Source organism: Alkalibacillus salilacus (genome assembly GCF_030812915.1).
GTDB classification, from domain to species: Bacteria; Bacillota; Bacilli; order Bacillales; family Alkalibacillaceae; genus Alkalibacillus; species Alkalibacillus salilacus.
The window spans coordinates 1-25,935 of the sequence record NZ_JAUSTQ010000001.1 but is presented as its reverse complement, the minus strand read 5'-3'; the positions used below and the strand labels follow the sequence as shown (position 1 = coordinate 25,935).

25 protein-coding genes are annotated in these 25,935 nt (G+C 38.8%); 21 read left to right on the top strand and 4 right to left on the bottom strand.

What is annotated here, in order from left to right:
- The first annotated feature begins 107 nt into the window (after window positions 1–107).
- From tapA to J2S77_RS00100, 6 genes are all read left to right on the top strand, one after another.
- Window positions 108–1,133 (top strand): amyloid fiber anchoring/assembly protein TapA, encoded by a 1,026-nt coding sequence (gene tapA / locus J2S77_RS00125; protein WP_306973499.1) that lies wholly within the window; start codon window positions 108–110, stop codon window positions 1,131–1,133.
- 10 nt (window positions 1,134–1,143) lie between these two features.
- Window positions 1,144–1,725: a signal peptidase I SipW gene (gene sipW, locus J2S77_RS00120; protein ID WP_306973497.1), complete on the top strand. Its 582-nt coding sequence runs from the start codon at window positions 1,144–1,146 to the stop codon at window positions 1,723–1,725.
- 84 nt (window positions 1,726–1,809) lie between these two features.
- On the top strand, window positions 1,810–2,457 hold the full coding sequence (locus J2S77_RS00115; RefSeq protein ID WP_306973493.1) for a TasA family protein: 648 nt from the start codon (window positions 1,810–1,812) through the stop codon (window positions 2,455–2,457).
- 28 nt (window positions 2,458–2,485) lie between these two features.
- On the top strand, window positions 2,486–3,331 hold the full coding sequence (locus J2S77_RS00110) for a TasA family protein (protein ID WP_306973491.1): 846 nt from the start codon (window positions 2,486–2,488) through the stop codon (window positions 3,329–3,331).
- A gap of 65 nt (window positions 3,332–3,396) precedes the next feature.
- Complete coding sequence (locus J2S77_RS00105; RefSeq protein ID WP_306973489.1) at window positions 3,397–4,035, top strand: LPXTG cell wall anchor domain-containing protein; 639 nt, start codon at window positions 3,397–3,399, stop codon at window positions 4,033–4,035.
- The gene (locus tag J2S77_RS00100) at window positions 4,035–4,613 is read left to right on the top strand and encodes a class D sortase (RefSeq protein ID WP_306973487.1); all 579 of its coding nucleotides are present in this window, start codon (window positions 4,035–4,037) and stop codon (window positions 4,611–4,613) included. Before J2S77_RS00105 ends, J2S77_RS00100 begins: the two co-directional genes overlap by 1 nt.
- Window positions 4,614–4,657: 44 nt before the next feature.
- Here J2S77_RS00100 and J2S77_RS00095 read toward each other — a convergent pair whose 3' ends face one another.
- Window positions 4,658–4,972, bottom strand: coding sequence for a helix-turn-helix domain-containing protein (locus J2S77_RS00095; RefSeq protein WP_306973486.1), 315 nt, complete (start codon window positions 4,970–4,972; stop codon window positions 4,658–4,660).
- A 395-nt stretch (window positions 4,973–5,367) separates the two neighbouring features.
- Between J2S77_RS00095 and J2S77_RS00090 the strand changes: the two genes are divergently transcribed.
- From J2S77_RS00090 to J2S77_RS00055, 8 genes are all read left to right on the top strand, one after another.
- Entirely contained in the window at window positions 5,368–7,167 is a 1,800-nt protein-coding gene (locus J2S77_RS00090) for a cation:proton antiporter (RefSeq protein ID WP_306973484.1), read from the top strand.
- A 432-nt stretch (window positions 7,168–7,599) separates the two neighbouring features.
- On the top strand, window positions 7,600–8,205 hold the full coding sequence (locus J2S77_RS00085) for a TRAP transporter small permease (RefSeq protein WP_306973482.1): 606 nt from the start codon (window positions 7,600–7,602) through the stop codon (window positions 8,203–8,205).
- Between the two features lie 22 nt (window positions 8,206–8,227).
- Window positions 8,228–9,499 (top strand): TRAP transporter large permease, encoded by a 1,272-nt coding sequence (locus J2S77_RS00080; protein ID WP_306973480.1) that lies wholly within the window; start codon window positions 8,228–8,230, stop codon window positions 9,497–9,499.
- Window positions 9,500–9,540: 41 nt separating this feature from the next.
- Window positions 9,541–10,680: a DctP family TRAP transporter solute-binding subunit gene (locus tag J2S77_RS00075; RefSeq protein WP_306973478.1), complete on the top strand. Its 1,140-nt coding sequence runs from the start codon at window positions 9,541–9,543 to the stop codon at window positions 10,678–10,680.
- A 132-nt stretch (window positions 10,681–10,812) separates the two neighbouring features.
- Window positions 10,813–11,619, top strand: a complete 807-nt coding sequence (locus J2S77_RS00070; protein ID WP_306973476.1) for a TerC family protein — start codon at window positions 10,813–10,815, stop codon at window positions 11,617–11,619.
- 59 nt (window positions 11,620–11,678) lie between these two features.
- Window positions 11,679–12,773 (top strand): hypothetical protein, encoded by a 1,095-nt coding sequence (locus J2S77_RS00065; RefSeq protein WP_306973474.1) that lies wholly within the window; start codon window positions 11,679–11,681, stop codon window positions 12,771–12,773.
- An 86-nt stretch (window positions 12,774–12,859) separates the two neighbouring features.
- A complete protein-coding gene (locus J2S77_RS00060) occupies window positions 12,860–14,101 on the top strand; it encodes an aminopeptidase (RefSeq protein WP_306973472.1) in 1,242 nt (413 codons plus the stop codon).
- 9 nt (window positions 14,102–14,110) lie between these two features.
- Window positions 14,111–15,346: an XRE family transcriptional regulator gene (locus J2S77_RS00055; RefSeq protein WP_306973469.1), complete on the top strand. Its 1,236-nt coding sequence runs from the start codon at window positions 14,111–14,113 to the stop codon at window positions 15,344–15,346.
- A 60-nt stretch (window positions 15,347–15,406) separates the two neighbouring features.
- Here J2S77_RS00055 and J2S77_RS00050 read toward each other — a convergent pair whose 3' ends face one another.
- Window positions 15,407–16,762: a YjiH family protein gene (locus J2S77_RS00050; protein WP_306973467.1), complete on the bottom strand. Its 1,356-nt coding sequence runs from the start codon at window positions 16,760–16,762 to the stop codon at window positions 15,407–15,409.
- A gap of 548 nt (window positions 16,763–17,310) precedes the next feature.
- Here J2S77_RS00050 and J2S77_RS00045 point away from each other — a divergent pair.
- The 5 genes from J2S77_RS00045 to J2S77_RS00025 all read left to right on the top strand — a co-directional run bounded on the left by J2S77_RS00045 (window position 17,311) and on the right by J2S77_RS00025 (window position 20,747).
- Window positions 17,311–18,663 carry a sodium-dependent transporter gene (locus J2S77_RS00045; RefSeq protein WP_306973465.1) on the top strand — a complete coding sequence of 451 codons (1,353 nt, stop codon included), beginning with the start codon at window positions 17,311–17,313 and terminating at the stop codon, window positions 18,661–18,663.
- Window positions 18,664–18,695: 32 nt separating this feature from the next.
- A complete protein-coding gene (locus tag J2S77_RS00040) occupies window positions 18,696–19,010 on the top strand; it encodes a YwdI family protein (protein ID WP_306973463.1) in 315 nt (104 codons plus the stop codon).
- A gap of 14 nt (window positions 19,011–19,024) precedes the next feature.
- Window positions 19,025–19,396, top strand: coding sequence for a DUF423 domain-containing protein (locus tag J2S77_RS00035; RefSeq protein ID WP_306973462.1), 372 nt, complete (start codon window positions 19,025–19,027; stop codon window positions 19,394–19,396).
- A 346-nt stretch (window positions 19,397–19,742) separates the two neighbouring features.
- On the top strand, window positions 19,743–20,159 hold the full coding sequence (locus tag J2S77_RS00030; protein WP_306973460.1) for a hypothetical protein: 417 nt from the start codon (window positions 19,743–19,745) through the stop codon (window positions 20,157–20,159).
- Between the two features lie 66 nt (window positions 20,160–20,225).
- Complete coding sequence (locus tag J2S77_RS00025) at window positions 20,226–20,747, top strand: YwhD family protein (RefSeq protein ID WP_306973458.1); 522 nt, start codon at window positions 20,226–20,228, stop codon at window positions 20,745–20,747.
- A gap of 250 nt (window positions 20,748–20,997) precedes the next feature.
- Here J2S77_RS00025 and J2S77_RS00020 read toward each other — a convergent pair whose 3' ends face one another.
- The gene (locus tag J2S77_RS00020; protein WP_306973456.1) at window positions 20,998–22,947 is read right to left on the bottom strand and encodes a transglycosylase domain-containing protein; all 1,950 of its coding nucleotides are present in this window, start codon (window positions 22,945–22,947) and stop codon (window positions 20,998–21,000) included.
- Between the two features lie 146 nt (window positions 22,948–23,093).
- Here J2S77_RS00020 and J2S77_RS00015 point away from each other — a divergent pair, with 146 nt between their 5' ends.
- Window positions 23,094–23,534: a YwiB family protein gene (locus J2S77_RS00015; RefSeq protein ID WP_306973455.1), complete on the top strand. Its 441-nt coding sequence runs from the start codon at window positions 23,094–23,096 to the stop codon at window positions 23,532–23,534.
- A gap of 1 nt (window position 23,535) precedes the next feature.
- Window positions 23,536–25,203 carry an arginine--tRNA ligase gene (gene argS / locus J2S77_RS00010; RefSeq protein WP_306973453.1) on the top strand — a complete coding sequence of 556 codons (1,668 nt, stop codon included), beginning with the start codon at window positions 23,536–23,538 and terminating at the stop codon, window positions 25,201–25,203.
- Between the two features lie 321 nt (window positions 25,204–25,524).
- Here the strand turns inward: argS and J2S77_RS00005 are convergent.
- A partial coding sequence (locus J2S77_RS00005; protein WP_306973452.1) for a transposase occupies window positions 25,525–25,935 on the bottom strand: 411 nt, incomplete at its 5' end.

The window sequence follows — 25,935 nt, the reverse complement described above, 5'->3', positions numbered from 1 at the left end:
TTCAATTTTTCAAAATTATAACAAAGATATATACTTTGAATTGTTCTTAATAAAGAACATACGCATATAATAAAACGTTGAAGTAATTTAATGTGGTGGTGAAGCCCTTGAGACAAACACGTTTGACGATCAAACGACGACGGCAAATGAAACGGAATTTGTATATAAAACCGCTAGTCACGGTGTACATTGCATTTCTACTATTAGCCTTGACGGTTGATGGAACAGCAGCGAAATTTAATGATATCACATCCGTTGAAGGGGCATTTCAGGTAGGGGAATGGACGCCGGATATACCGGATGACGGTGAGGGTTGGGATAAAAGTTCACTGACTTTCGAAGGAGGGGCTAATGGAAGTTGTGAGCAAATAACGGCTACGGTTAAAAACACAGGTGAAGATATGACATCCCCTTGGAAGTATCATGTGTATCGTGCGGCTAACCTTAAAGGGAAACCGGATTGGCAGCGGATCTCAGGTTTTGAAGGCAAGACAGAGTTACTTGGTAAAGACGATACAGATGAACTGACTTTTAACCCTGACAAAAATGGTCGTTATCGCTTTAAGTTTGTTCGACCAGACGGACATCCAGGCGGTGACAACGGTGGTAAAAGCGGAGCAATTAAACTTAAAGATTGTGAAGAAGAGCAATCAGCAAATAGCAAAGATGAACGCCGTACGGATAAAAAAGAAAACAATAATGGCAATGGCCAAAAAGATAGAGATAACAATAACGAACAAAAAGAAAACAAAGTATCATCTAATGACACATCTAAATCTAAAAATAACCAAGAATCCGATGAAGAAAATGTAACGAACGAATCAGGAAATGATAGTAAAGAAAACACTGAAGACAAACAACAAGAGTCAAAAGATCAAGATAATAAAGATGAAGAGACAAAAGAGGGTTCCGAGGATTCATCAACTGACGCTTCAGATGAAAAGGAAGACCAACAAAATACCAAGAGTGATCAACAGCAAGATCCTAAACAAGAAAAAGAAACTTCTAAAACTGACTCAACTGATGACAAGCAACAAGAAGATCAGACATCAAAAACTCAAGATTCAAAAGATGATGACACTCAAGTGAAAGAAGAAGAATCATCAAATGATAATCAAAACGAGAATGATTAAGGGTGATGTTATGAAAACAAAAACGCTTAAATGGCTAAGTCGAACGATGAACATAATTTTAGTGAGTTTGTTATTAGTCGTATTCACAATGGTCATCACGAACGTTACGTCAAATGGAGAACCGACTATATTTGGGCAAGAGTTAAAAGTAGTCTATTCCGGGTCAATGGAACCTGAGATTCAAACAGGGTCAGTCATTGGTATTAACCAAAACTATGATGTTCGTAATCTAGCAGAAGGCGACATCATTATGTTCCAGGAAGATAATCAAACGTTTGTCACACATCGAATTACCGATGTTTTAAATAATGATGGTCAATTGATGTTCCGAACTAAGGGTGACAACAATGATGCAGCTGATGCAAATGCTGTATTACCAGAAAATATCTACGGCAAGTTCGGTGGCATTAATGTACCGTATATAGGTTATGTTATGGATTTTGCGAATTCGAGTATGGGAGTCATGTTACTTCTTGTGATCCCAGGTTTATGGTTAATTGGTTGGTCGATTAAAATGATCGTTACAGCTTTTAAAGAAGAGAAGAAACAGAAACGAATGGATCGACCAAAGCTGAATGAAGAAGTTTCCTAATGCTTTTATCGAAGCTTACTAAGTTTCGATGAAATAAATATCACAATCTCTATTAAGAGAAACAATCTAAGGAGGAATTTTATTATGGGTTTTAAATCAAAATTGGGTGTAGGTGTCATGACAGGAGTTCTTGGCCTATCTTTAATCGGAGGAGGAACGTATGCAGCATTTAATGATGTTGAAGAAGTGAGTAACACGTTTAAAGCTGGGACATTGGATTTAGCGGTTGATGAATCGGAAAGTTTTCAATTCGATATTTCTAACTTAAAACCGGGTGACTATTTTGAAAAGACTATTGTATTAGAAAATAAAGGATCGCTTGATATTAATAAGATTTTGACTCAAGTATCAGCTGATGGATGGGAAAATGAGGATGTATTAGATTTGGAAGACAAATTTGGTGAAGAAGCTGATAATAATATGGATGACTTTTTAAGTCAATTTAAGGTGTATATTAACGGTTCTAAAAATGGTATTCCATTAAATACTATGGTTAATCATAACAATCCGGAAGATATTACAGGTTCAGGGAATGAAGTTGGTTTAAAAGCAGATGAAAGTTTGGAATACGATGTGAAAATAAAATTCGTTAATAATCCTGAAACAATTGGTGACTCACGTTATCAAATGCAAAACATATACCAAGGCGAAGGCGCAACTTTAAAGTTCGATTTCGAAGCAACGCAAATGGGTGGCGATGACAGAAGTAATGACGAAGTAGAGCCAGAGTAATTAGTTCATTTATTGGAGGTATTAGTTAATGGCTATAAAAAAGAAGCTCACTGTTAGCGGTATTGCTGGAGCAATGGGCCTTAGCTTAATCGCTGGTGGTACTTGGGCAGCGTTCAATGATGTAGACGCGACAACAGGCAGTGTTGAAGCAGGGACGCTAAAAATGGATTTGTCTGAGGATGAAGGACCTTATACGTTCGACATTACTGACCTGAAACCAGGTGATCACATGACACGTTATATTCAATTTGATAATAACGGTAGTCTTGCCATTAAAGATGTATTGATGACGATTGAAGATGTAGAATTCACGGATTATGTACCTGAGCAAGGCGATGCAGGTTACGGTGATACGTGGACTGAAGATACTGACTATAGTGTGCTAGATTATTTGGACCAATTTAAGGTTGAATTTTTACAAGTAGGTCGTGAAGGTGACAATAATAACTATCCGAAAGATGTTTTTCTCAATGTCTCTCTTAAAGATTTATATCTAGCATCTGATTCGTTAGGTAACCAGGTGGGTACGCAGAGTGAGATTGATGATGCACGTCTAACTCTTGCAAATGCAGTCGATGGTGACCGTTTAGTTGACAATCGTTTGAAAGTCTCGACAACGGCTAATGAAGGCTGGGAAGGTATTCCTGTAGATCCTTCTGACGAAGACCAAATGGGTGTCAAAGTGAGGTTCGTTAAAGATGACGAAACTTACAATGATGGCACTTATAAACAAAACAAATTCCAAGGCGATTCGGCTGATATCACACTCTCATTCGAAGCTCGCCAATGGGATGGTCAAGAATATAATGGCGATGGTAACATTGACGAGAACGGAAGAACAGATACAAACCGAGACGGTTCAAAGACAGAATAAATCCATAAAAGATAAGGGGGGTGGCCTCCTTATCTTTTTTTCGCAAGATAGAAAGGAGTGACGTCATGCGTTCGTTATTCGTCACCTTTATCATATTGTTAATGTTGAGTATTCAACCAATCGTGTCACAAGCTGATGATGATCTGTTCAGTGTTAGTCCAGACGATGTCATATTTGAGGTGGATCAATTAAAGCCTGGTGATTATATGACCGAAACTGTTCGTGTTGAAAATCACCATGAAGCACCATTGGTGGTAACTGGGGATGCCAAATACTTACATGGGTCTAATTATATATATGAACAGTTGGATTTAACGGTGAAAAACGATCAGCAAAAAGTAATTTATCAAGGTTCGTTAGCCAATTTTATAGAGTCGGAAATGGTTACATTAGATGTTGAAGATGAGGAAGAGCTTCTGTTTCACGTAGAATTTCCCATGGAATCTGATAATTCGTATCAAGGGCTAAATGTTGGCGTTCAGTTATCATTTTCAGCTCAAATAGAAGAGAATGCTGAGTCTGTCGCAAGTGATGAAGATCGCCTCTTACCGTTCACAGGTGGTTCATTACCTGGTGGATTACTTCCGCAAACGGGTGAAACAATTCCATATCTATATTATGTCATCGGAACCTTATTGGTCTCATCGGGTATATGCTTATTGTTGTGGCATAAACGTTTGAAACAGATGTGGGTGAGTGATTGATGGTCAGGTTAGTTGCTGTTGGTTTGATCGTGATTGGACTTATGGTGATGGCGTGGCCTGATTTACAACAAGCAGAGCATATGCAAGAAGAGCAGGGTTTAGTCGAAAGTTTTCAGGCTATGAATGACCATTTAAAAGTGGAAGCACAAACGGCAAGTACGCCTATGAATCAAACTTTTCGGGATGAAGACGTTTATGGCTTGATTCATATTGAAGAGTTAGGGTTAACCCTGCCATTATTAGATGATATTTCTACCCAATCGTTAGATATTGGAGCGGGATTAATCCGACAAGGGAATAGGTTTGGAGAGCCTGGAAATATTGGAATAGCAGCTCATCGTTCACGAACGGAAGGAAGACTATTTTCAAGGCTAGATCAAGTAGAACGTGGCGATGAAATTACGATTGAAACGAGAGACAAGATGGTTGAATATGAAGTGTTTCAGATCACTGTTGTGACGCCTGAAGACATTGATATTCTTCAAGATAAAGGTGACCAATCTATTATCACCTTAATCACGTGCACAACTGACGGAGAAAAACGACTTATTGTGCAAGCGAAAAACACCCGTTTATAACGAGTTAATAAGTTATAAACGGGTGTTTATTTATATGGAGTTGATTATTCATTTTGGTTGTTGTTCTTCCATTTATTAAACTCGATAAATTCACGGAATTCATCTTTTGAAACACCGGAATCCATGGCTTCTTTTACTAATTCTTCCCAATCACCATCAAGTGATTCATCTTTAATGAGTTGGTCGATGTCGATGTTTAATACAGCCGCTACTTTTTCAAGAAACTGAATGGAAGGATTGTGCTGTAAGTCTCGTTCAATTGCACTAATATAAGATTTAGCGACTCCAGCCTCTTCCGCGAGTTGAGACAGGGTCATTCCAGCTTCTTTGCGGTATTTTTTAACTCTTGAACCAATCATTATACATGCTCCTTCATCGATTGCTTGGATGATCAATACGTCTAATTTTAATATAGCATATTTTATGATCGAATGCTTTGTAAATTGTCGATGAATTATTAATTTAATGGATTTTTAAGATAATAGTCCTGACTTTGGTTAATCATCATTTGGTCATTGGGTCCTAATATTTTTTAATTGATTCTCCGTCTTAATATGGGTATGATAAGACTACTTTTATTAAGTGAAACCAACGCCTGAACACTGTCATGGCAATAGGTAGAAGTTTTCGATTGACGGTGGCATAACACATATTTATAATGGCAGGGTATCTTGTGCCAAAAATACTAAAGGATGTGTCATGACAAGTACATCATCCTTCTTGTTTAATATAACAGGCGTTAGGGGGAATCAGAATGGAACATATCTTAATGGTGCTCATGTTAATCGGTGGCTTCGGTGTTTTCTCACAATGGTTAGCTTGGCGCACGCGTATGCCTGCCATTGTAGTCATGTCAATTGTCGGACTGATTGCTGGGCCCGTATTAGGAATTATGAATCCTCAAGAGGACTTGGGGGAATTGTTTCGACCATTAATTTCGATTGCCGTCGGGATCATCTTATTTGAAGGAAGCCTTAATCTTGATTACCGAGAAATTCGTGGCATGCGAAAACCCGTATTTCGCATTGTAACAATAGGGGCAATGCTAGCCTGGATATTAGGTTCCCTAGCAGCGCATTATATCGCAGGATTGTCCTGGGCGGTGTCGTTCGTAATTGGTGGCATTCTTATCGTGACAGGTCCTACTGTCATCTTACCTTTATTACGCCAAGCAAAATTAAAGCCGCGTGCTGCAGCCGTCTTAAAATGGGAAGGTATTATTGTTGATCCATTTGGTGCTTTAATTGCTGTATTCTCGTTCGAATTTATTCAGTTTTTAACAACGGAATCAGTTGAATTTAGTGCTGTCTTAATGTTCCTGCTTGCTTCATTAGTTGCAGCGATTATCGGCGGCTTATTCGGTTATATGATTGGTTGGTCATTTGAACGAGGAGCAGTACCGGAGTTTTTGAAATCACCAGTGGTTCTTGTGACTGTTATTATGGCCTTTGTGATTCCCGATATGATTATGCATGAGACTGGATTGTTAGCCGTTACAGTCATGGGTATTGTGATTGCCAATATGCATATTGCTTCGATTAATGATATGCGTCATTTTAAAGAAAATATATCTGTTTTACTCATTTCAGCGATTTTCATTATGTTAACAGCATCGCTCGACCGTGAGACGTTATTATCGATTTTTGATCCGAATATTTTATTATTTATAGCCATGATGTTGTTTGTGATTCGTCCGGCAACCATTTTCCTTTCAACGATTGGAACGAATTTAGAATTTCGTGAAAAACTGCTCGTTGGTTGGATTGCACCTCGAGGTATTGTGGCGTTAACCGTGTCAGCTTATTTCGCAAGCATTCTGTTGGATGCAGGTTATGAGGATGCTAGTATATTGACCTCTCTAACGTTCGGTCTGGTATTTTTCACCGTTGTTGCACATGGTTTTTCGATTGGATGGCTATCACGCAAGTTAGGGCTTTCCATGGATGATAAACCAGGCGTTATCTTTGTGGGATCGAATAAATTCTCAACAAGTTTTGCTAAAACATTGCAGAATTTAGATATTCCTGTGATCGTTACGGATGCTTCGAGCAGTAGATTGACCCACGCGAAGCAAGCGGGCGTGCCACATGAACATGAAGAAATTCTGTCAGAACAAATGGAATACCAACTTGATATGACACCTTATGATTTCATGTTAAGTGTCACAGAATACGATTCTTATAATACGCTCGTTAGCTCAACATTTAAGCCTGAGTACGGTAAGGAAAAACTTTATCAATTACCACTTCAATCAGATGCTGGTGATACATTGAATGATGTGAGTCACCATATTAGTGGTACGGTATTATTCAGTGATGATATTACGTGGACGACATTAAACGAGAAGATTAATCGAGGGTTCATTTTTAAGAAGAAACTAATTACGAAAGAATACTCTTATAATGATTTCTTAGATGATTGTGATGCGGAAGATGTATTACTTGTCATGTTAAGACAATCAGGTATGTTAGATTTCTATTCACCAGAGAAGCAAACATTAATTGGTGAACCTGGCGACTTAGTCATAAGTTTAGCGAAACCAGATGTTAATTAAAAAACCGCTCTTTGTAGGCTTTGCTGCAAAGAGCGGTTTTTGTGTTTAGAAAGTAATAGCTTGTTCTTTATATGAATATATGTTAGAATATTAGCACAATTCAAACCCCGCAGAATAACCTACAGATTCCCTCTTATTCACCTAAAATCTAGAAGTCAAACAGCAAATTTTTAGTTATAAGGATTAATTAAACGAAATAGACATTATTAAAAAGAATGTAAAGGATAAGCCATGTAGAATAAGAATTCACCATAAATTATTCATCTATTTCTGAAAATTCAGCGTTTGTAGTAAACCATTTTTCTTCGATACTATTTTAGTATGACTTTTTAATTACAAAATGTAACTAGATTTTTCAATAAGTTGTTTAACGATGAAAATTTTAGGTTGAATGCTGTTTACCTTAATGCCTACCAAACGAGGAGGAACAACGTGAAAGAGCAATCGTTTTGGCAAAATCCAGTGTTTAAAGCAATTGGTAAAGGTCTTCGTGCAATAGATTATGCTTTTTTAAAACTAGAAGAATTTATCTTAAGTGCTGCCATTATTGTTATTGCTGTCATGATCGGCGGCAATGTGATCAGTCGGGAATTCTTTGGCCCAAGCATATGGTTCCATGCAGAAGTATCTTTATTCGCGGTTGTCATCGCTACGTTTATGGGGATTAGCTATGCTGCTCGTAAAGGTCGACATATTAGTATGTCAGCCATTTACGATACAGTGCCATGGAAAGTTCGAAAGGCAATGGCAATTTTTATTCCAGCTGTCACGTCAGGGGTACTGTTTTACTTGTCGTACGTATCATATGAGTACATGCTAACAGTGGTTGAGTCTGGTAGAACAACTACTTCTTTGCAAGTTCCACAGTGGTGGTTGTATTTATTTATCCCACTGGGCTTCTTGACTGGAGCAATTCAGTTCTTACGTAATTTAATTGTGAATTTAATCAATAAGGAAGTCTATATCGGAACTGACGCAAAAGATTATAATGATGCGGATCCTGAACAGCGTAACGTAGATGAAAGCACACAACTATAAATAATGAAGTGAGGAACAAGCTATGTTAACAGCGCTACTTGGAATAATGTTTGTTCTCTTGATGCTTAATTTTCCAATGATGATTCCGTTAATTATTGCACCTTTCATTGTGGCGATCTTCTATTCACCACTTTTGGATACATCGATGATGGTGCCTCAATTAATTACTGGAATTGAGACTTATGAGCTCTTATGTGTGCCGTTGTTTATTTTTGCGGCCGATATTATGACATCAGGGAGAACATCTGAGAGATTACTAGATTTTGTTGGTTCATTCGTTCGTCATATCCGGGGAGGGTATGCGGTTACGACAGCTGCAGCCTGTACGATGTTTGGTTCCATTTCTGGTTCGACACAGGCGACAGTTGTTGCAATTGGCCGTCCGATGCGCGAACGTATGTTAAAGGCCGGCTATAAAGACTCGAGCGCTATGGCCTTAATTATTAATGCTAGTGACGTGGCATTACTCGTGCCACCAAGTATTGGCCTAATTATTTATGGTTTAGCATCAAAAGAATCGATTGGAGATCTATTTCTTGCTGGTATTTTACCGGGTATCTTGGTTTTTTTAGCTTTTGCTACATACAGTATTATTTTTGCCAAAGTCAAAGATATACCTTTAGCACCTAAGGCTGATTGGAAGGAACGCTTTCATACATTCCGTAAAGCTCTTTTACCTTTAGGTTTTCCAATCCTAGTGATTGGTGGTATTTACTCAGGTTACTTTACTGCCACTGAAGCGGCAGGGGTATCGGTATTATATGCTTTATTATTAGAAGTGATTATTTATCGTTCTATTCATATTAAACGAATCCCTAGTATTGCATTATCAACTGGGCTTGTGACTTCAGTTGTGTTCATACTAGTTGCTGGTGGGCAAGTTTTTACTTTTTTAATTAACTTGGAAAATATTCCACAAATGTTAACAGATGCAGTATTAGGATCTGATCCATCAGCTATATATGTTTTAATAATCGTCAGTATTTTCTTCTTCGTAGGTTGTATGTTTGTTGACCCAATTGTGGTGATTTTAGTTTTAACACCAATCTTTTTACCTGCGGCAGAAGCGGCGGATATTGACTTGGTTCACTTAGGTATTATTATTACATTCCAGGCGGCATTAGGATCAGCGACACCACCATTTGGCGTCGATATATTTACAGCGAGTGCCGTGTTTAATAAACCGTATATGGAAGTTATTAAAGGAACGCCGCCATATATACTGATGATGATTGCTATATCAGTTTTATTAATCTTGTTTCCACAGATTTCTCTTGCACTTGTACCAGAGTAAGAGGATCTTTAAAACACTATATAATTACAATTTAGGGGGTAATGATCATTTTTAACAAGAAAAGTTTTATCTTAGCTTTAATGATCTTTTTAACATTAGGTTTACTAGCTGCTTGTGGCGGTGGTGACGACACGAGTAGTGAAGGGGAAGGTTCAGATGATACAGAAGAATCATCTGATAGTGAAGAAAGTAGTGATAGTAGTGAAGGTGGCGACACTGAATTTGAAGAAGATACGTGGCGCTTTGTAACAGAAGAAGTTGAAGGTCAAGTTCAGTATGTGTATGCAGAAGAGTTTGGTAAACGTATTTCTGAAAAGACAGATGGTGCGATTACAGTTGAGCCGTATGAATTCGGTGGACTAGGTAGTGAAACAGACCAAGTTGACCAATTGATGCAAGGAACAGTTGAAATGGCTGTTATGTCACCAGGTTTTACAGGTAATATGGTAGATGAAGGACAATTATTTGCTTTACAGTTCTTGTTCCCAACAGACCAAGCTACAACACAGGAAATTTTAAATAATAGTGAAGCCTTAAATACAGATTTACGTGAACAGTATGAAGAGCATAGCATTACACCATTGTCATATTGGACAGAGGGTGCCATGCAGTGGACGTCAAATGATCATCCATTAAGATCACCAGAGGATTTTGAAAACTTCCAAATGCGTGTTCAAACATCACCATTAATCATGGAATCTTATGATAAATATGGTGCGGATCCTCAAGAAATGAGCTGGGGGGAACTTTACACAGCGCTTGACCGTGGTACAGTTGAAGGTCAAGAGAATCCAATTTTCTTCATTGGTGACGCATCATTCCACGAAGTTCAAGATTATCTAACATTGTCTAACCACAATAATTATGTGGCGATGACAACGGTTAATACTGAGTGGTTTAATGGCTTAGATGAAGAAGTACAAACGATTGTTGAGGAAACAGTAACAGAAATGCAAGACTGGGTCTTCGAAGAACAGCAACGTCAAAATGAAGAATACCTACAGATTATTGAAGAAGACGAAGATAACCCAACAGAAATTGTTGAGTTAACTGATGAGGAAGTCGAAACTTTCCGTGATGCAGCAATGGAAGTTCGTGAATTTTACCGCAACGAAGTATCAACAGTAGATGGTGCGATTTTAGATAAGCTTGAAGAAGAAATCGCAGAATATACCGAATAACAGAGTGAATCTGTGGACGATGCAGGCGATGCCATAATAGGTATCGCCTGTTTTCGTGTATTTAAGAATTGAAAATGACCATTCTGGAAAAGCTAATCGTTGTGATCCTAAGACTACTAAGGAGCGACAAATATGGAATGGTCATTAATATTAGAATATAGTTGGGTATTAGTTATATTGGTCGTATTAGAAGGGGTGTTAGCAGCTGATAATGCCATGGTTTTGGCGATCATGGTTAAACATTTACCTGAAAAACAACGGAAAAAAGCGTTGTTTTATGGGTTACTAGGTGCTTTCATCTTCCGGGTCGGTTCTTTATTTATTATTTCATTACTAGTTGATTTTTGGTTTATTCAGGGTCTAGGGGCTTTGTATCTATTTTTTATAGCTGGTAATCATTTAGTGAAGAAATTTATTTTAAGGCGTGATAGTCAAGAAGACAAAGAGCAAAAAGCTAAAAAAACAGACGGCGCAGGCTTCTGGATGACAGTCGTCAAAGTGGAATTTGCGGATATTGCCTTTGCTGTTGATTCTATATTAGCGGCTGTTGCAATTGCTATGGCATTACCACCAACGCCTATTCCGGAAATTGGTGGGATGGATGGTGGTCAATTTCTCGTGATTTTATTTGGTGGACTGATCGGCGTCATTATTATGAGGTTTGCCGCCACATATTTCGTGAAGTTAATTAAACGACGCCCAGGTTTAGAGACAGCAGCCTTTATGATTGTTGGTTGGGTGGGTGTGAAATTACTTGTTATCACCTTAGCACATGAAGACTTAGCCATCATACCGTATGACTTTGCTCATTCAACACTTTGGAAGATTATCTTCTATGCAGTATTAGTGGGGATTGCGGTAACAGGTTGGTTCGCAAGTGACAAAAAGGATCCCGATGATTCTGATACAGATGAAATGATGAGTGTGATGAAATCATAATAAGTTCTGTGCCAAGCCTTTTTCACATATAGTGTTGATAGTAGTGAAGGAGGGGTGTCATGGCACAATTCGATTATTTCATGGGAGGAACAACGGCTAAAGGTTATGTGCAGTTTTATGACAATGCAGTTGAGCAGTTAGATCATGTTATTTATTTAGATGGTGGTTTTACAACGATTATAAGTCCATTACTTGAGCGACTGGCGAATGATTATTCAAGTTTGACGGCTGTCGAGACTGTTCGCAGTCATCTGATGCCGACATGTTTTGAAGCGGTGATTTTACCAGATTACCGGATCGGTATTTTTGACCGGACGAAGATGCAACAAAAGCGTTTGTCACTTCCGGGATTAAAAGAGCATCTCATCTATTTCGGCGATGGGTATGAATTTAATCGATTGAATCAACACCATCAGCAATTGTTGGATTTGAAAAAAACGATTCACGATATTCATTATACAGCGATACAGCATTTTGAACGGGCGCTTGATAATCATGAAAAAGTTGAATCAGTTTATAGTGACTACTTGAATATTCGACGGGCCAATGAACATACGAATGAATTATTGGATGCATTATTAAAAGATAAACAACAAGACCGTGTCGCTTCAGTGAAGCATCGGTATTTAGGAGCTGCGACACCAGATGGGCCTGTAGATTATGTCTTGGATTTAACCGAAGATATAAAGAATCGTTATTTCATTAAAGGCCGGTCAGGAACAGGAAAATCAACGATGTTAAGAAAGATCGCACATGAAGCTCATGACCGCGGCTTTGATGTTGAAGTGTATCATTGTGGATTTGACCCGGGGAGTTTGGATATGGTGATTGTTAGAGAACTTAACTTTGCGATTTTTGATGCAACACCCCCGCATCAACATAAACCCGCTCGCCAAGGAGATTTGATATTTGATGTCTATGAACGGTTTATAGACGGTCATCCTGATGCCTTGCACCGTGAAAAATTAATTAAATACAAACAGATGTATCAAGAGGAAATGGCTGAAGCGAAAACACAGTTAACTAAATTACAAGAGAAACAACAGGAGTTTGAAACGATTTACCGTGAAGCGTTAAGTGAAACATTTTTTGAAGAGAGTTATCACCGTGTGCGTCATTGGGTTGAAGAAGCGAAGCCCTATGCGCCTTTATAAGGGTGGAAATTTTGGCAGATAACTTTTTAATTGTTTGAAAATATGAAATAATAGATTTGTCGAACATTGAAGAAGGAGTGGGAGTAATGGCTTTTCCAACGTCGGAACAATTATCGAAGTATGCAAAATTAGCAGTTCAAATGGGTGTTAATATTCAAGAAGGGCAGGCGCTTTTAATTAACGCACCGCTTGAAGCGCGTGAATATGTGCACCATGTGGTTGACGAAGCTTATGCAGCTGGTGCTGAGGATGTGCAAGTCAATTGGGCAGATGAAGTTTTGACACGTAAACGTTATGAGAATGAACCACTTAGCGTTTTAGAAAATGTCCCTAAATGGCAAATCGAACGCGTATTAGGCCATGCACAAGATGGCGGTGCTGTATTGAATATCTTAGCGCCTAATCCAGATTTACTAGAAGGCATTGATGCTGAACGCGTTGCTAAGGCTAATAAAGCCCGCAGTGAAGCGATGAAAGATTATAAGAAGTATATCATTAACGATAAAATCCAGTGGTCCATTGTGTCAGTCCCAACTGAAAAATGGGCGAAGAAAGTGTTTAACACTGATAATGGCGAGCAAGCAGTAAATGATTTATGGGAGCAAATTTTTAGTATTGTTCGCGTGGATCAAGAAGACCCGATTGCAGCTTGGAAGAAACATAATGAAACGTTATTTGAGATTCGTGATTTCTTAAATGAAAAGCAATATGACCATTTAGAATATCAGTCAGACTATGTTGATTTGACCGTCAAGTTACCAGAAAATCACGTCTGGGCAGGTGGTGGAGCTGTGGCAGAAACAGGTGCTTCATTCAATCCAAACATGCCAACAGAAGAAGTGTTTACAGCTCCAGATTACCGTGGCGTTAATGGAACCGTGAAGAATACGAAACCGCTAAATTATAATGGTAATTTAATTGATGATTTTGAATTAACGTTCAAAGATGGGCAAGTGGTTGAAATGAAAGCTGGTACTGGTGAAGAAACCTTTAAACATCTTCTTGAATCAGATGAAGGAGCTAAATATTTAGGTGAAGTTGCCTTAGTACCACATTCATCACCGATTTCCCAATCAGACCTAGTCTTTTTCAACACACTTTATGATGAAAATGCTTCATGCCATTTAGCACTAGGCTCAGCTTACCCAACTAATGTTCAAAATGGTGAGAAATTGAGTGATGCTGAGTTAAACGAAATTGGTGTTAATTCAAGTATCATTCATGAGGATTTCATGGTAGGCTCAGCTGATTTGACGGTTTATGGCGTAACAGCTAATGGAGAAAAAGAACCGATTATTGAAAATGGTGAGTGGGCAATTCCCCGCTAGGTGAAAGCGATGAGCGTATTAGGACAAGCGCTTAGAGTCCACCGAACGAATCAAGGGCTAACACAGGACCAGCTAGCCGAGAAGATTTGTTCGGTGGCATATTTAAGCAAATTAGAAAATGGAAAAGCTGAACCCGACCGACAGACAATCGAATCAATCTGTCGTCGATTAAGTGTGAGCTCATCACCATTTATTGCAGAATCAGATTCTACAGTTCATAAAGCCATATCCCAGTGGCTTTATGAAATACATATTTTTCATATAACAGAAGTAGATAAACAATCTCCTGCAATTTTCGGAGACATTGATCAGATTGAGGCTATATCTGAGCAATGTTTATATGATTTAGCTTTATTAGGCTATTATTTGTTGAAAGATCGATTGCTAGATGCAACTGATCAATTTGATTATGTACAAAAAAGAGTATCGCTGTATCTAGCATGTGACGCTTTTAGTTATTACAAATTTACAGGGCTATATTACCAGCGAAAAGGTATGTATAGTCATGCTATTGAACAGCTTGAGGAAGCTAACTCACTTACACAAGATCAGCCGGATGCTGAATTATATTTAGCGATGGCTGCAGTTTATAGCCAGTTGAGTAATATCGTTGTTTCGAATAAATATGCACAATTAGCTTTTGCGATATTCCAAGAAAAACTGTTTTATGTTCGAATGATTGATTGTCAAATTGTTTTGGGCTTGAATTACAGTTTAGTTGGAGACTTCTATTCAGCTGAAACATATTTCAATCAGTTATTAGAAGTAGACGGGGAGCATTTGTTAGATAAGACGCGGGCTAATATCTACCATCATATCGGATATATTCATTTTCGCAAACAAGAGTACGAGCAAGCGAAAGCGTCGTTTAATACGGCACTAAGATTCGATACAATTGAAATGGATTTTCTTAATTCGAGGTATTGGCTTGCGTACATTGCGATGCTTGAAGGTGATCATCAGAAAGCTAAAGAACATATCCAAAACGGATTGTTAGTGGCTTATCGATATGAGCATCCACAATATGATATGAAATTTCGCGTGTTAAATTATCGTCTGGATGGACGAGAAGAAGAATTAATGGTGTATTTAGAGCATGATGTTATTCCTTTTTTTGAGAAAAATGGAGAAGCCGTTGAATTAAAACATTATTATTATTTGTATGGGACTTTGTTATTTGAACGGAATAAATACAAACGTGCTGCTGAATGTTTTAAATATGCATCGGAAGATTTTCTATTGTAAAATAATGTTTGAAATACAAGAAGCCGGGCGATTCAATTAGAATCGCTCGGCTTCTTGTATTTAAAAAATAATATGAGCCATGGCTACGATGACTGGTAGTGTAATCACAGTACGTAATAGGAAAATGATGATCAGTCGTTTGAAATTAATAGGAACATTTGAAGCGAGTAAAACGCCCCCGACTTCTGATAAATAAATCAACTGCACAACACTCAATGCAGCAATAACAAAGCGTGTCATGTCACTGGCGACGGACTCAATTAATAACGCTGGTAAAAACATGTCCGTAAAACCAATTAAAATCGTTTCTGAAGCGGCTTTAGCTTCAGGGATTTGCATGAGTTCTAGTAGCGGAACAAAAGGTGCACCAAGCCAAGTGAATAAAGGCGTCGCATTCGCAACGACTAACCCAATGGTCCCGACAGCCATAACAATCGGTAATACACCAATCCACATGTCGAGCACATTTTTAGTAGCAATCTTCATGTAACCCTTAATTCCAGGTGACTGCTTTGCACGTTCAACTGCTTGTTTATAGCCCCACGAAAAGACGTTATAGCCTTTAGGAATAGATTCATCGAGTTGTTTAGATTGTTCCTGATATAAATCATCTGGAATTCGTGATAATGGTGGAATGCGTGGCATGATCAGAGCTGCCACTAAACCAGCTACAAAGATTGTTCCGTATAAAGGTAAGAACATATTCATTAAATCGACTTGTTGAATGATTGAGATCGTAAATGTAATCGAGACAACAGAGAAAGTCGTTCCAATCACAGCTGCTTCACGTTTTGTGTAATAGCCTTGTTCATATTGTTGGTTGGTTAATAGGACACCAACTGTGCCATCACCGAACCAAGACGTTAAATTATCGACAGTTGATCGTCCCGGCAATTTAAATAACGGGCGCATAATTTTCGTGAATAATGAACCAATTAACTCCATTAGTCCGAAGTTTAAGAGTAATGGTAATAATAATCCTGCAAATAGAAACACAGTTAATAAGAAACTGAGCAAGCCATCATCGCTTAAAAGCATGCCACCGTTTTCTCCATTATAAATCTCTCCCCAACCTAATTCGAAATAGGTTATGAACGCGATAACCATTCCGATTAAGCGAATGGTGAGCCAAACAGGACCAACGTTAAATAAACGGCCTAATAATGTATCTTCAGGAATTTGATTTTTCTTAGTGATTGATATAATTAATGATCCAATAGCTGAAATAGAAATTAATAATAAGACAAGTAAGGTTGCACCATGTCCTAAGAAAACTTGAAGTTCTTCAGCTAAAACAGCAACTGGTATATTCGTTTGTCCCTTGTATTGAATGGGTGTCATGAATAAGAAAATCCCAATCAACGACAAGATAATAAACTTTAAATGATATTCTATGTTAATAGTGTTTTTACTCATCGAAGTTTACCTCCTTAGTCGATTTACATTATGACACATTCATGATTATGCAACAACATGCAAAAACATAAAGTTAATATTAGTAATTGCCTGTCAATTTGGATGATATCATAAAGTTTACTATATGAACATAACATTGCTAATTTTCAAAAAACTGTTTACCAGTGAATATAACTGTAGTATAATGTGATTTGTATTCTTCATAGTATAACGAGAATGTTATATAGGGGGTTGTGGGGATTGATTAATAAACAATACGAGCGTTGGGTGAGTCAATTCGAGTCAGAATTAGGTAGACATTTAAAAGATAAAGAAAAGCACTTAATCTATTGGATGTGTGAACAACAGAAAAAAAGTAATATTAGTTAGTCATAAAACAACTCCCTGATACACTGCGCCTGTGGCAATTAAGCAGTGTATTTTTATAATGCATAATTTTATTGGTTTAAAGTATTGACACATAAAAGGGGTGGGGTGGTAGAATGAACAATCATATTTCTTTGTCTGAATGATAAACTAAATATAATGATGGATTAGGAGTGAACATGATGAGTCAGCAAAGTGGCATTGGCCATGATCAATGGAAATCACGATTTGGTTTCATGCTTGCAGCTATGGGATCAGCAGTAGGGTTAGGTAATATTTGGCGCTTTTCTTATGTTGCAGGCGAAAGTGGCGGTGCAACGTTTTTACTTATATATCTTGCTTTTGTACTGTTAATCGGGATTCCATTATTACTAACAGAATTCAGCATTGGAAAAGCTGGTAAAATGGACGCCGTCGGTTCATTTAAAAAATTAGCCCCTAATACTAAATGGCATTTAACGGGCATTATGGGTGTTATTGGCGGCATTCTAATTTTAAGTTTCTATAGTGTTGTATCAGGTTGGTCTTTATTTTATTTATATCAATATATTACAGGTAGTTTTTGGACTGAACCGGATGGCGGTTTTGGTGCAGCTTTTGATGCTTGGATTTCAAATCCGATCGCTCCGCTATTCTGGCAAGCATTATTTTTAATTGTGACGATTGTTATTGTGATGCGTGGTATTGGTTCAGGTATTGAGAAAGCTAATAATGTGTTAATGCCTGCTTTAGCATTACTCATGATTTTTATGGCTGGATATGGGCTGACGCTAGATGGCGCAAGTGAAGGATTAGCTTTTCTATTTTCACCCGATTGGTCTAAGTTTGGTGATCCCAATGTTTATTTAATGGCATTAGGGCAAGCCTTTTTCTCATTAAGTATCGGGATTTGTGGCATGTTGACGTATAGCAGTTACTTGAAAGATAAAGATAAATTACCAGCTGCCACAGTTGGTGTCGGCTTATTAGATACATTGTTTGCTGTGATTGCAGGTATTATGGTGTTCACGGCTGTATTTAGCTTTGGTGTTGAACCACAATCAGGTCCACCATTAGTGTTTATTATCTTACCGAGCATTTTCGAAAGCATGCCAGCAGGTGGTGTCATTGGGATAGTCTTCTTTGTGTTATTGACGATGGCGGCTCTTTCATCTGCCTTGTCATTACTCGAATTACCTGTTGCTTACATTCACCGAACACTTGGTTTCACTCGAAAAGCAGCGACATTCATTGCTGGTTCGATTATTTTCGTTTTAGGTATTACGGCTTCGCTTGGATTTGGCATTTGGAGTCATATTCAAGTAAATGGCAACAATATTCTCGATATGATGGACAATATTACGGCGAACGTTATCTTGCCACTTGGAGGCTTATTAATGGCCGTTTTTGTCGGTTGGTATTTAACGCGCGAGAAGGCTGTTCAATTTAGTGAAATTGAAACACCGATTTTGCAGGTCATTTGGTTAGCGATTATTCGTTTTATTGCTCCGATTGTGTTATTAATTATTATGATCACGTCTCTATTAGGCATTTAGAGATTATGCTATAATAGTTTGTGGTGATCATAATGTCAGTGTCTTATCAACAAATAATTGAAAAAATGAAAATTGAATTACAATCTGTTGATGCTTCTTCTAATGAAGCTGATTTACGTGCTAAAATGTATGCAATTCGGTCGTTAGCAGATGTGGTGCTAGCTGATGAGGCGAAGGAGGAACAGACCAAGTCTTTTGTTCAATCCGAGATAAAACAATCATCTAGCGAAACATCTGATATTTCGCCATTAGAAGCTAAAATGATGGGAATTGAACAACCGTCTAAGTCGTCGAAACCGACATGGCATGAAAGTGATGCGAACGGTGAATCAATTTTTGATTTCTAAAGGAGCGTTAACAGATGAAATTATTATTAATAATCGGCGCCATTAGTGGTTTTATTACCGTTGCCTTAGGGGCATTTGGGGCGCATGGTCTTGAAAGTCGTTTGAGTGCGAAAATGATGGACACATGGGAAAAAGCTGTGCAGTATCAGATGTTCCATACCACGGCAATCTTTGTCGCGGCGATTTTAGCATTGAGGGCAGATGTTGCCATGTTCCAAACCGCTGGGTGGTTTTTCATTGTCGGTATTTTAATCTTTTCTGGTAGCTTGTATATTTATTCGCTATCAGGCCTGAAAGTATTCGGCATGATTACGCCTATTGGAGGCTTAGCCTTTTTAGTTGGTTGGGCGATCGTGGCTTATGCTGTCACTAAAATCGTCGTTTAACTGATTAGCTCTCACAAGAATGTGGGAGCTTTTTCTATGGTTTTAAGGTGTCTGTTTGGTCTTGTAATTAAATTAGGTTTTGTTAGTATTTGAATGATTTAGCATTGAGTTGTTGAATTGTGAGAAGCGAAGGTGGCGGCTCCAGTGGGAACAGCACGTGTCTCGAGACCCCACAGGCCACGCTTTTAGGCCGAGGAGGCTCGAGCCGTGCCCCACGGAAAGCGTCCACCGAAAGCGAATCACAATATCAACAACGGACATTCATAAAGTGTAAATTAAAACACTTTTCATATGGAACGATTTTGCTATATGATATAAGAAGATTAATAAGTGAAGGGGATTAGTGATGAATAAAGTAAAAATCACTTTAATAGTCGCGCTGATAACGACTTTTTTTGTCCCGCTGTTCGTACAAGCAGACGGTGAAGCAGATAGAGTGGAGCAATATCGCATCGCGGTGGGGAATGAATGGTATCCAGTGCAAGATGAATATGACAAAATTGAAATGCCTTATTTATCATACACATTTGACGCTGTTTTTACAGATGACGAAGATGAACGTGAGATGCTAACAAATCAAATTGACCAGGAAGCCGCTGATGAGTTATGGCACTTCTTTAACCGAGACTCCGTAAAGGAACTTCCTTATACAGATGAAGTGCTCGATTATTTAGATTCGAATTTTGATGTCGATCAGGACGACGGCGGATTTTGGAGCTGGTTTGGCAGCTTGTTTAGTTGGATTGGGAACCTATTCGCATAGCCCTTCCTTTTAATAAAAGTGTGAATGTGGCAAAATGGAAGTGAAACATGTGAGGAGGTGCAACGCATGACTGATGAACAGAATAATCAGAAGAAAACGAATCAATTTACGATTATGAAAGACGATCCGATAGATGGTCACCCAGGCTATAGTGGCGGTGGCGGTGCATTCAGTTTAGAAAACATGTCACCTGTCATTGTTGACCCGAACGAAGACCGTGTATTCGTCGATATGGGTGCGATGCATGCCCGTAGTGAAGTCGAAAAACGGATTAAATTTGTGGCGGATAAGGAAGAAGTCCCGAATGGCAAACCTTATTGGATCGTATGGGTAACTGTTGAACAAAGTGAAGTAGGACCGTATTATCATGGGGTAGCGGCTTGCTTTTTAGAAGTAGACCGCGAAGCACGCCGTGGATATAAAATCTTAGCAGAACACGTCAATCGAATGGATAAATCGCTTAAAGGTCGAATCATTTTAGAACACATGGATGATCATTCAAAAGCATTGTTGCGTGATTTCCTTAAAGATTTCAATGAACAATATTGGGAATTAGCTTCAGATGAATTGAAAGAAGTGCTTGCTTAATTTTGAATGATTTATGAACAATCAATCTCATGATTGTGCAAAACGTCATTTCCTTGTAAAATAGAATTAAACATGGGCAAAGACATGTTTATTAGGACAAAAAATAGGTTAGTCGGATTTTCCGGCTAACCTATTTTTTATATATAAGCTCAAGTTTTGAAATAAATTCTTTAATTTATTTCAAAACTCACCTCATTTATTTAATTAATCGCCCAAATTATCTCATAACTTCAGCAAGTTATTTCAAAACTTAATGCGCTTCGCAATAGGTGGTGGGTTCGGTTCCTTCGATATAATAGGTCAATCTAGAGCGTTCTGCACACGCATCAGTTGCCAGTTTTCCTGTCACGGGGTCGACCTCAACACCGACAACACCGTTTGGCACTGAAAATGGATCAGCGGGCAATTCCGCATGGAGTTGGTTCATGTATTGGCCCCAAATCTGTTTCGCCGCTTGTGTTTCCGAACGTGTTTCAAGTGGTTGATTATCGTCATAGCCTGTCCAGATCGCAGTCGTATAGTGAGGGCTGTACCCGATCATCCATGCGTCAACGTCTGTCGTACCTGATTTCCCAGCATAAGCTTGATTAAGTTGATGGCTAATCGGTGACCCAGTTACAGATAAGTAACCACTTAAGCGATTATCAAACATGCCCGTTAACAAATGGGTTAATACAAAAGCGTAACGTTCATCTAACACCGTTTCTTCTTCAGGCGCTTCGTGTTCATAAACGACTTCACCGTTAGGATCTTCAATTTTCTCAATAATATAAGGTTCAACCTTTTTCCCTTGATTAGCTAATAAACTATAAGCGCGCGCCATCTCATAAACGGATGCCGATTCAGTCCCTAACGCCATTGCCAGACCAGGATCTGCATCTGATTCAATACCAAATAATGAAGCTGCTTCTGCTAAATTATCCGGCTCAATAAATTGATTCGTTTTGACGGCATAGATATTATCCGAAACGGCTAGAGCTTGGGATAATGTAACGGGTCTGTCAGCATAAACATCACTCACATTTGATGGTTGATAATCTTCATCATTATTTAAAGCAAAACTTGTTTCAGTACTTTCGAGAGTCGTTGAGGGCGTGAAGCCATAAACTAAAGAAGCGTAATATAGAAATGCTTTAAACGTTGACCCCGTCATTCTCTCAGCTTGTATTGATCGGTTATAAGTCGATTGGTCGAAATCACGCCCGCCTTGCATGGCGACAATAGCGCCTGTTTCATGATCGAGTGTCATCGCACCAATCTGATAATTCTCTTCATCTGGTAATTGCTGTTCAGTCGTTTCTTCTAATTGAGTTTGAGCCCGTTCTTGTACCGTCGTATAAACTTTATAACCCGATGTTGTGAGTTGCTCTGGTGTGATATCTAACGTAGATGCCGCTTGTTGAATCGCATAATCCACTGCATATCGCCCTTGCTCAGACTCATTCGTTACAGGTCGTGTTAATCGAACAGGCTCATCTAATGCCTGGGCTAATTGATTGTCATCAATAAACTCACTATCTTTCATTTGCCTTAAAATCCACTCTTGTCGTTCCATTGCCCGTTCTTTATGATCAATAGGAGAATAAAGCGATGGGCCTTTCGGAATGGCTGCTAATAACGCCCCTTCAGTCACGGATAAATCACTTGCTGATTTATCAAAATAATATTGACTGGCCGCTTCAATCCCATACTGACCATGACCGAAATAAATCGTATTTAAGTAACTCGTTAAAATTTCGTCTTTGTCCCAAAACATTTCTAAGCGAATCGCAATTAATAACTCCTCAATTTTTCGGTGCCATGTTTTATCATGAGTTAGAAATAAATTTCGTGCTAATTGTTGGGTAATGGTGCTCGCCCCTTGGCTTCGATCACCTGATAATATATTTTGATAAGCAGCCCCTGCAATACGTTTAGGATTAAATCCTAGGTGATTATAGAATTGCTGGTCTTCTGCAGCGATTACGGCTTCTGTTACATGGGGTGAAATAGCTTCTAAATCAACGGCATAACGGCTTTTAAGTCCATGTTGCTCAGCTAAAATAGCCTCATCATCACTATAAATGACGGTATTTTCATCTAATTGAATAGCCGGTGCCCCTTGAAGCCAAAGCCATATCAGAACCGTGCTAATACAACCAATAGCAAAAGAACCACTTATAATAAAAAAGAGCATTAAACGTTTGATCCATTTAACCATCACACCACACCCCTTCAACGTTTAGTATGGGCGTTTAAAAGCGTGGTTAAACGTGTGATGAATCTTTACTTCTCTTTTGTGATAAAATTCGTTATAATATATGCTTGGAAGTGTTATGATTGTAAGTGAAAGAAGGTTGAAATAGCGTGACAAATCAAGCTTTAACCGTAGATATTACGGTCGATACAGAAATTAAAGACCCGAATGGAGTCGATGAATGGATCCAACGTGAAGAAAAAGGATCATACGTTCAGCGCGGTGGTGTCCATTTACTTAAATATAATGAGGATATGGATGGCGCTGGAACAGTTAAAACGTCGATGATTATTACTGATGATAAAATTACATTAAAACGCGAAGGTGCTATTAAAATGCATCAAGTGTTTCGAATCGGATCAAGTACAGAAACGGTGTACCGTCATCCATACGGCCATTTTCGAATGGAAACGACGACGAACCGAATGGAATATATAAAAGGATCAGAAAATCGATCCGGGAAAATTTATTTGAATTATCATGTTGCTTTAAACGATGATGAGCCACGTGAACACGTACTCGAATTGAGTTTCGCAGAGGAGGATGCTTGAGTTGAACGTAGTAGAACAGGTTGAACAACAGTTAAAACAAGCGATCGAACAAGCCGTATTAGCTGCTAATTTAGCTAATCAAGACGAGCTGCCAGAAGTTATTTTAGAAACACCTAAGGACAAAAATCACGGTGATTATGCGACGAATATGGCGATGCAACTAGCACGAATCGCAAAGAAACCACCACGTGCTATTGCCGAAGAGATCGTAAAACAAGTAAATCAAGAAGAAGCGTCCATTAAGTCGATTGAGATTGCTGGCCCTGGATTTATTAATTTCTTTATGGATACGTCTTATTTAACAGATGTGGTTTCGACCATCTTTGAACAAGGCAAGCATTACGGAGAGACGAATGATGGTGGCGGCGAACAGGTGCAGATTGAGTTTGTATCAGCGAATCCAACTGGCACGCTTCACTTAGGTCATGCACGTGGTGCTGCTTACGGTGATACTTTAGCTAATGTTATGACGAAAGCTGGTTATGAAGTTGAACGCGAGTACTATATTAACGATGCGGGTAATCAGATTGATCAATTAGCCTTATCGATCGATGTTCGCTATGCTCAAGCTTTTGGTGAAGATAAGGAAATGCCTGAGAATAGTTACCGTGGTCAAGATATAATTGATTTAGCGAATCAGTTAGCAGAAGAGTATGGACGTCAATTTTTAGAGATGCAAGAATCTGAACGTCTAGCAGCTTTCCGTGAACACGGGCTTAATCATTTACTTGAACAAATCAAACAAGACCTAGAAGCATTTCGTGTTCCGTTTGATACTTGGTTCTCGGAACGGTCATTATATGATGAAAATCGTGTGACAGGCGCCGTCGATGCTCTTCGTGAGCGTGGTTACGTCTATGAATCAGAAGGTGCCGTCTGGTTCCGTTCAACTGACTTTGGCGATGACAAAGATCGTGTATTAGTTAAGAACGACGGTAATTACACGTATCTTACACCAGATATTGCTTACCACCAGGATAAAATCAGCCGTGGCTTTGATCAGGTGATCAATATTTGGGGTGCTGACCACCACGGTTACGTAACTCGGATGAAAGCGGCGATTCAAGCACTAGGTTACGAAGATTTACTCGATATTAAAATCACGCAAATGGTGAATTTATTCGAAAACGGAGAAAAAGTGAAGATGAGTAAGCGGACAGGGAAAGCCGTGATGATGAAAGAATTGATTGATGAAGTAGGCGTTGATGCGACCCGTTATTTCTTCATCATGCGTTCTAACGATGCTCATCTCGATTTTGACATGGATTTGGCACGTTCAGAGTCGAATGATAACCCAGTCTATTATGTCCAATACGCTCACGCCCGTATTTGTAGTATGTTACGTCAGGCTGAAGAAAAAGACGTGGATATTGATGCGACACCTGATCTATCGCTGTTAACAGCTGAGAAAGAAGTTGACTTACTCAAGCGATTAGGTGACTATCCGCAAGTAATTTCTGAGGCAGCAACAAGAAAAATGCCACACCGCATTCCACAATATGTCTTTGACTTAGCATCTGATCTACACAGCTTTTACAATGCGGAAAAAGTAATCGATACAGACAATATGGAATTAACCCAAGCACGGATTGCCCTCATGCAAGCAACGCGTGTTGTCATTGAAGATGCCCTTAACTTAATCGGTGTTCACGCACCTGAAAAAATGTAATAAAACCCGGTGAGCCTTTCGCGCTCACCGGGTTTCACTTTGAACTCGATGGAAAATGAGGTCAACTCGATGGAAAGTTGCATCAACTCGATGGAAAACGACCCAGACTCGATGGAAACTCAAAGCTACTCGATGATAAACTCAAATTCGCGATAGAAAAGCCTCACAACTCGATGGAAAGCACTCAAAACTCAGTCAAGTCCATAATTATGTGTAAAATACATGGCAATGAAATTCAACTCTTGTCATTGATTATTTATGTGTTATCGCGATGAGGTGGGGATGGCGAGGGACGAGCCATCCCCACCTCATCGCGTCATTTCATTTGTTTTCCCAGATCCTAAATTTTTTAGGATTATGTTTGATGATTTCTTCATACGCCATTAATGTTGCCCCAACCAGACGGAAGGCTGATTGTGTATTCGGAAAAATACGAATGATTTTTTCTCGTCTTCGAACTTCTTGGTTTAAGCGTTCTAATGAGTTTGTACTTCTAACATGTGTTTTAAAGTTTTCAGGGATGGCATCGCCTAGATATTGAATTGCATCTTCAAATCCTTCATCTAAAACCTCACAAGCCTTCTGGAATGATGGTTGATCACCATAGTCATCGAGAAACTGATCTTTAAGTTGTCGCGCTTCCTTCTGCGACGAGGCATCAAATATTTGTTTCAATAACTTAATGGCTTCTTTTTTGCCTTCTTTAGGCATTTTGACGATGATATTTCGTTT

Bases quoted from the DNA above. Each gene is read 5' to 3' on its own strand.
- sipW (WP_306973497.1), top strand. From the start codon at position 1,144: ATGAAAACAAAAACGCTTAAATGGCTAAGTCGAACGATGAACATAATT.
- J2S77_RS00115 (WP_306973493.1), top strand. From the start codon at position 1,810: ATGGGTTTTAAATCAAAATTGGGTGTAGGTGTCATGACAGGAGTTCTT.
- J2S77_RS00110 (WP_306973491.1), top strand. From the start codon at position 2,486: ATGGCTATAAAAAAGAAGCTCACTGTTAGCGGTATTGCTGGAGCAATG.
- J2S77_RS00105 (WP_306973489.1), top strand. From the start codon at position 3,397: ATGCGTTCGTTATTCGTCACCTTTATCATATTGTTAATGTTGAGTATT.
- J2S77_RS00100 (WP_306973487.1), top strand. From the start codon at position 4,035: ATGGTCAGGTTAGTTGCTGTTGGTTTGATCGTGATTGGACTTATGGTG.
- J2S77_RS00095 (WP_306973486.1), bottom strand. From the start codon at position 4,972: ATGATTGGTTCAAGAGTTAAAAAATACCGCAAAGAAGCTGGAATGACC.
- J2S77_RS00090 (WP_306973484.1), top strand. From the start codon at position 5,368: ATGGAACATATCTTAATGGTGCTCATGTTAATCGGTGGCTTCGGTGTT.
- J2S77_RS00080 (WP_306973480.1), top strand. From the start codon at position 8,228: ATGTTAACAGCGCTACTTGGAATAATGTTTGTTCTCTTGATGCTTAAT.
- J2S77_RS00075 (WP_306973478.1), top strand. From the start codon at position 9,541: ATGATCATTTTTAACAAGAAAAGTTTTATCTTAGCTTTAATGATCTTT.
- J2S77_RS00070 (WP_306973476.1), top strand. From the start codon at position 10,813: ATGGAATGGTCATTAATATTAGAATATAGTTGGGTATTAGTTATATTG.
- J2S77_RS00065 (WP_306973474.1), top strand. From the start codon at position 11,679: ATGGCACAATTCGATTATTTCATGGGAGGAACAACGGCTAAAGGTTAT.
- J2S77_RS00060 (WP_306973472.1), top strand. From the start codon at position 12,860: ATGGCTTTTCCAACGTCGGAACAATTATCGAAGTATGCAAAATTAGCA.
- J2S77_RS00055 (WP_306973469.1), top strand. From the start codon at position 14,111: ATGAGCGTATTAGGACAAGCGCTTAGAGTCCACCGAACGAATCAAGGG.
- J2S77_RS00050 (WP_306973467.1), bottom strand. From the start codon at position 16,762: ATGAGTAAAAACACTATTAACATAGAATATCATTTAAAGTTTATTATC.
- J2S77_RS00045 (WP_306973465.1), top strand. From the start codon at position 17,311: ATGAGTCAGCAAAGTGGCATTGGCCATGATCAATGGAAATCACGATTT.
- J2S77_RS00040 (WP_306973463.1), top strand. From the start codon at position 18,696: ATGTCAGTGTCTTATCAACAAATAATTGAAAAAATGAAAATTGAATTA.
- J2S77_RS00035 (WP_306973462.1), top strand. From the start codon at position 19,025: ATGAAATTATTATTAATAATCGGCGCCATTAGTGGTTTTATTACCGTT.
- J2S77_RS00030 (WP_306973460.1), top strand. From the start codon at position 19,743: ATGAATAAAGTAAAAATCACTTTAATAGTCGCGCTGATAACGACTTTT.
- J2S77_RS00025 (WP_306973458.1), top strand. From the start codon at position 20,226: ATGACTGATGAACAGAATAATCAGAAGAAAACGAATCAATTTACGATT.
- J2S77_RS00020 (WP_306973456.1), bottom strand. From the start codon at position 22,947: ATGGTTAAATGGATCAAACGTTTAATGCTCTTTTTTATTATAAGTGGT.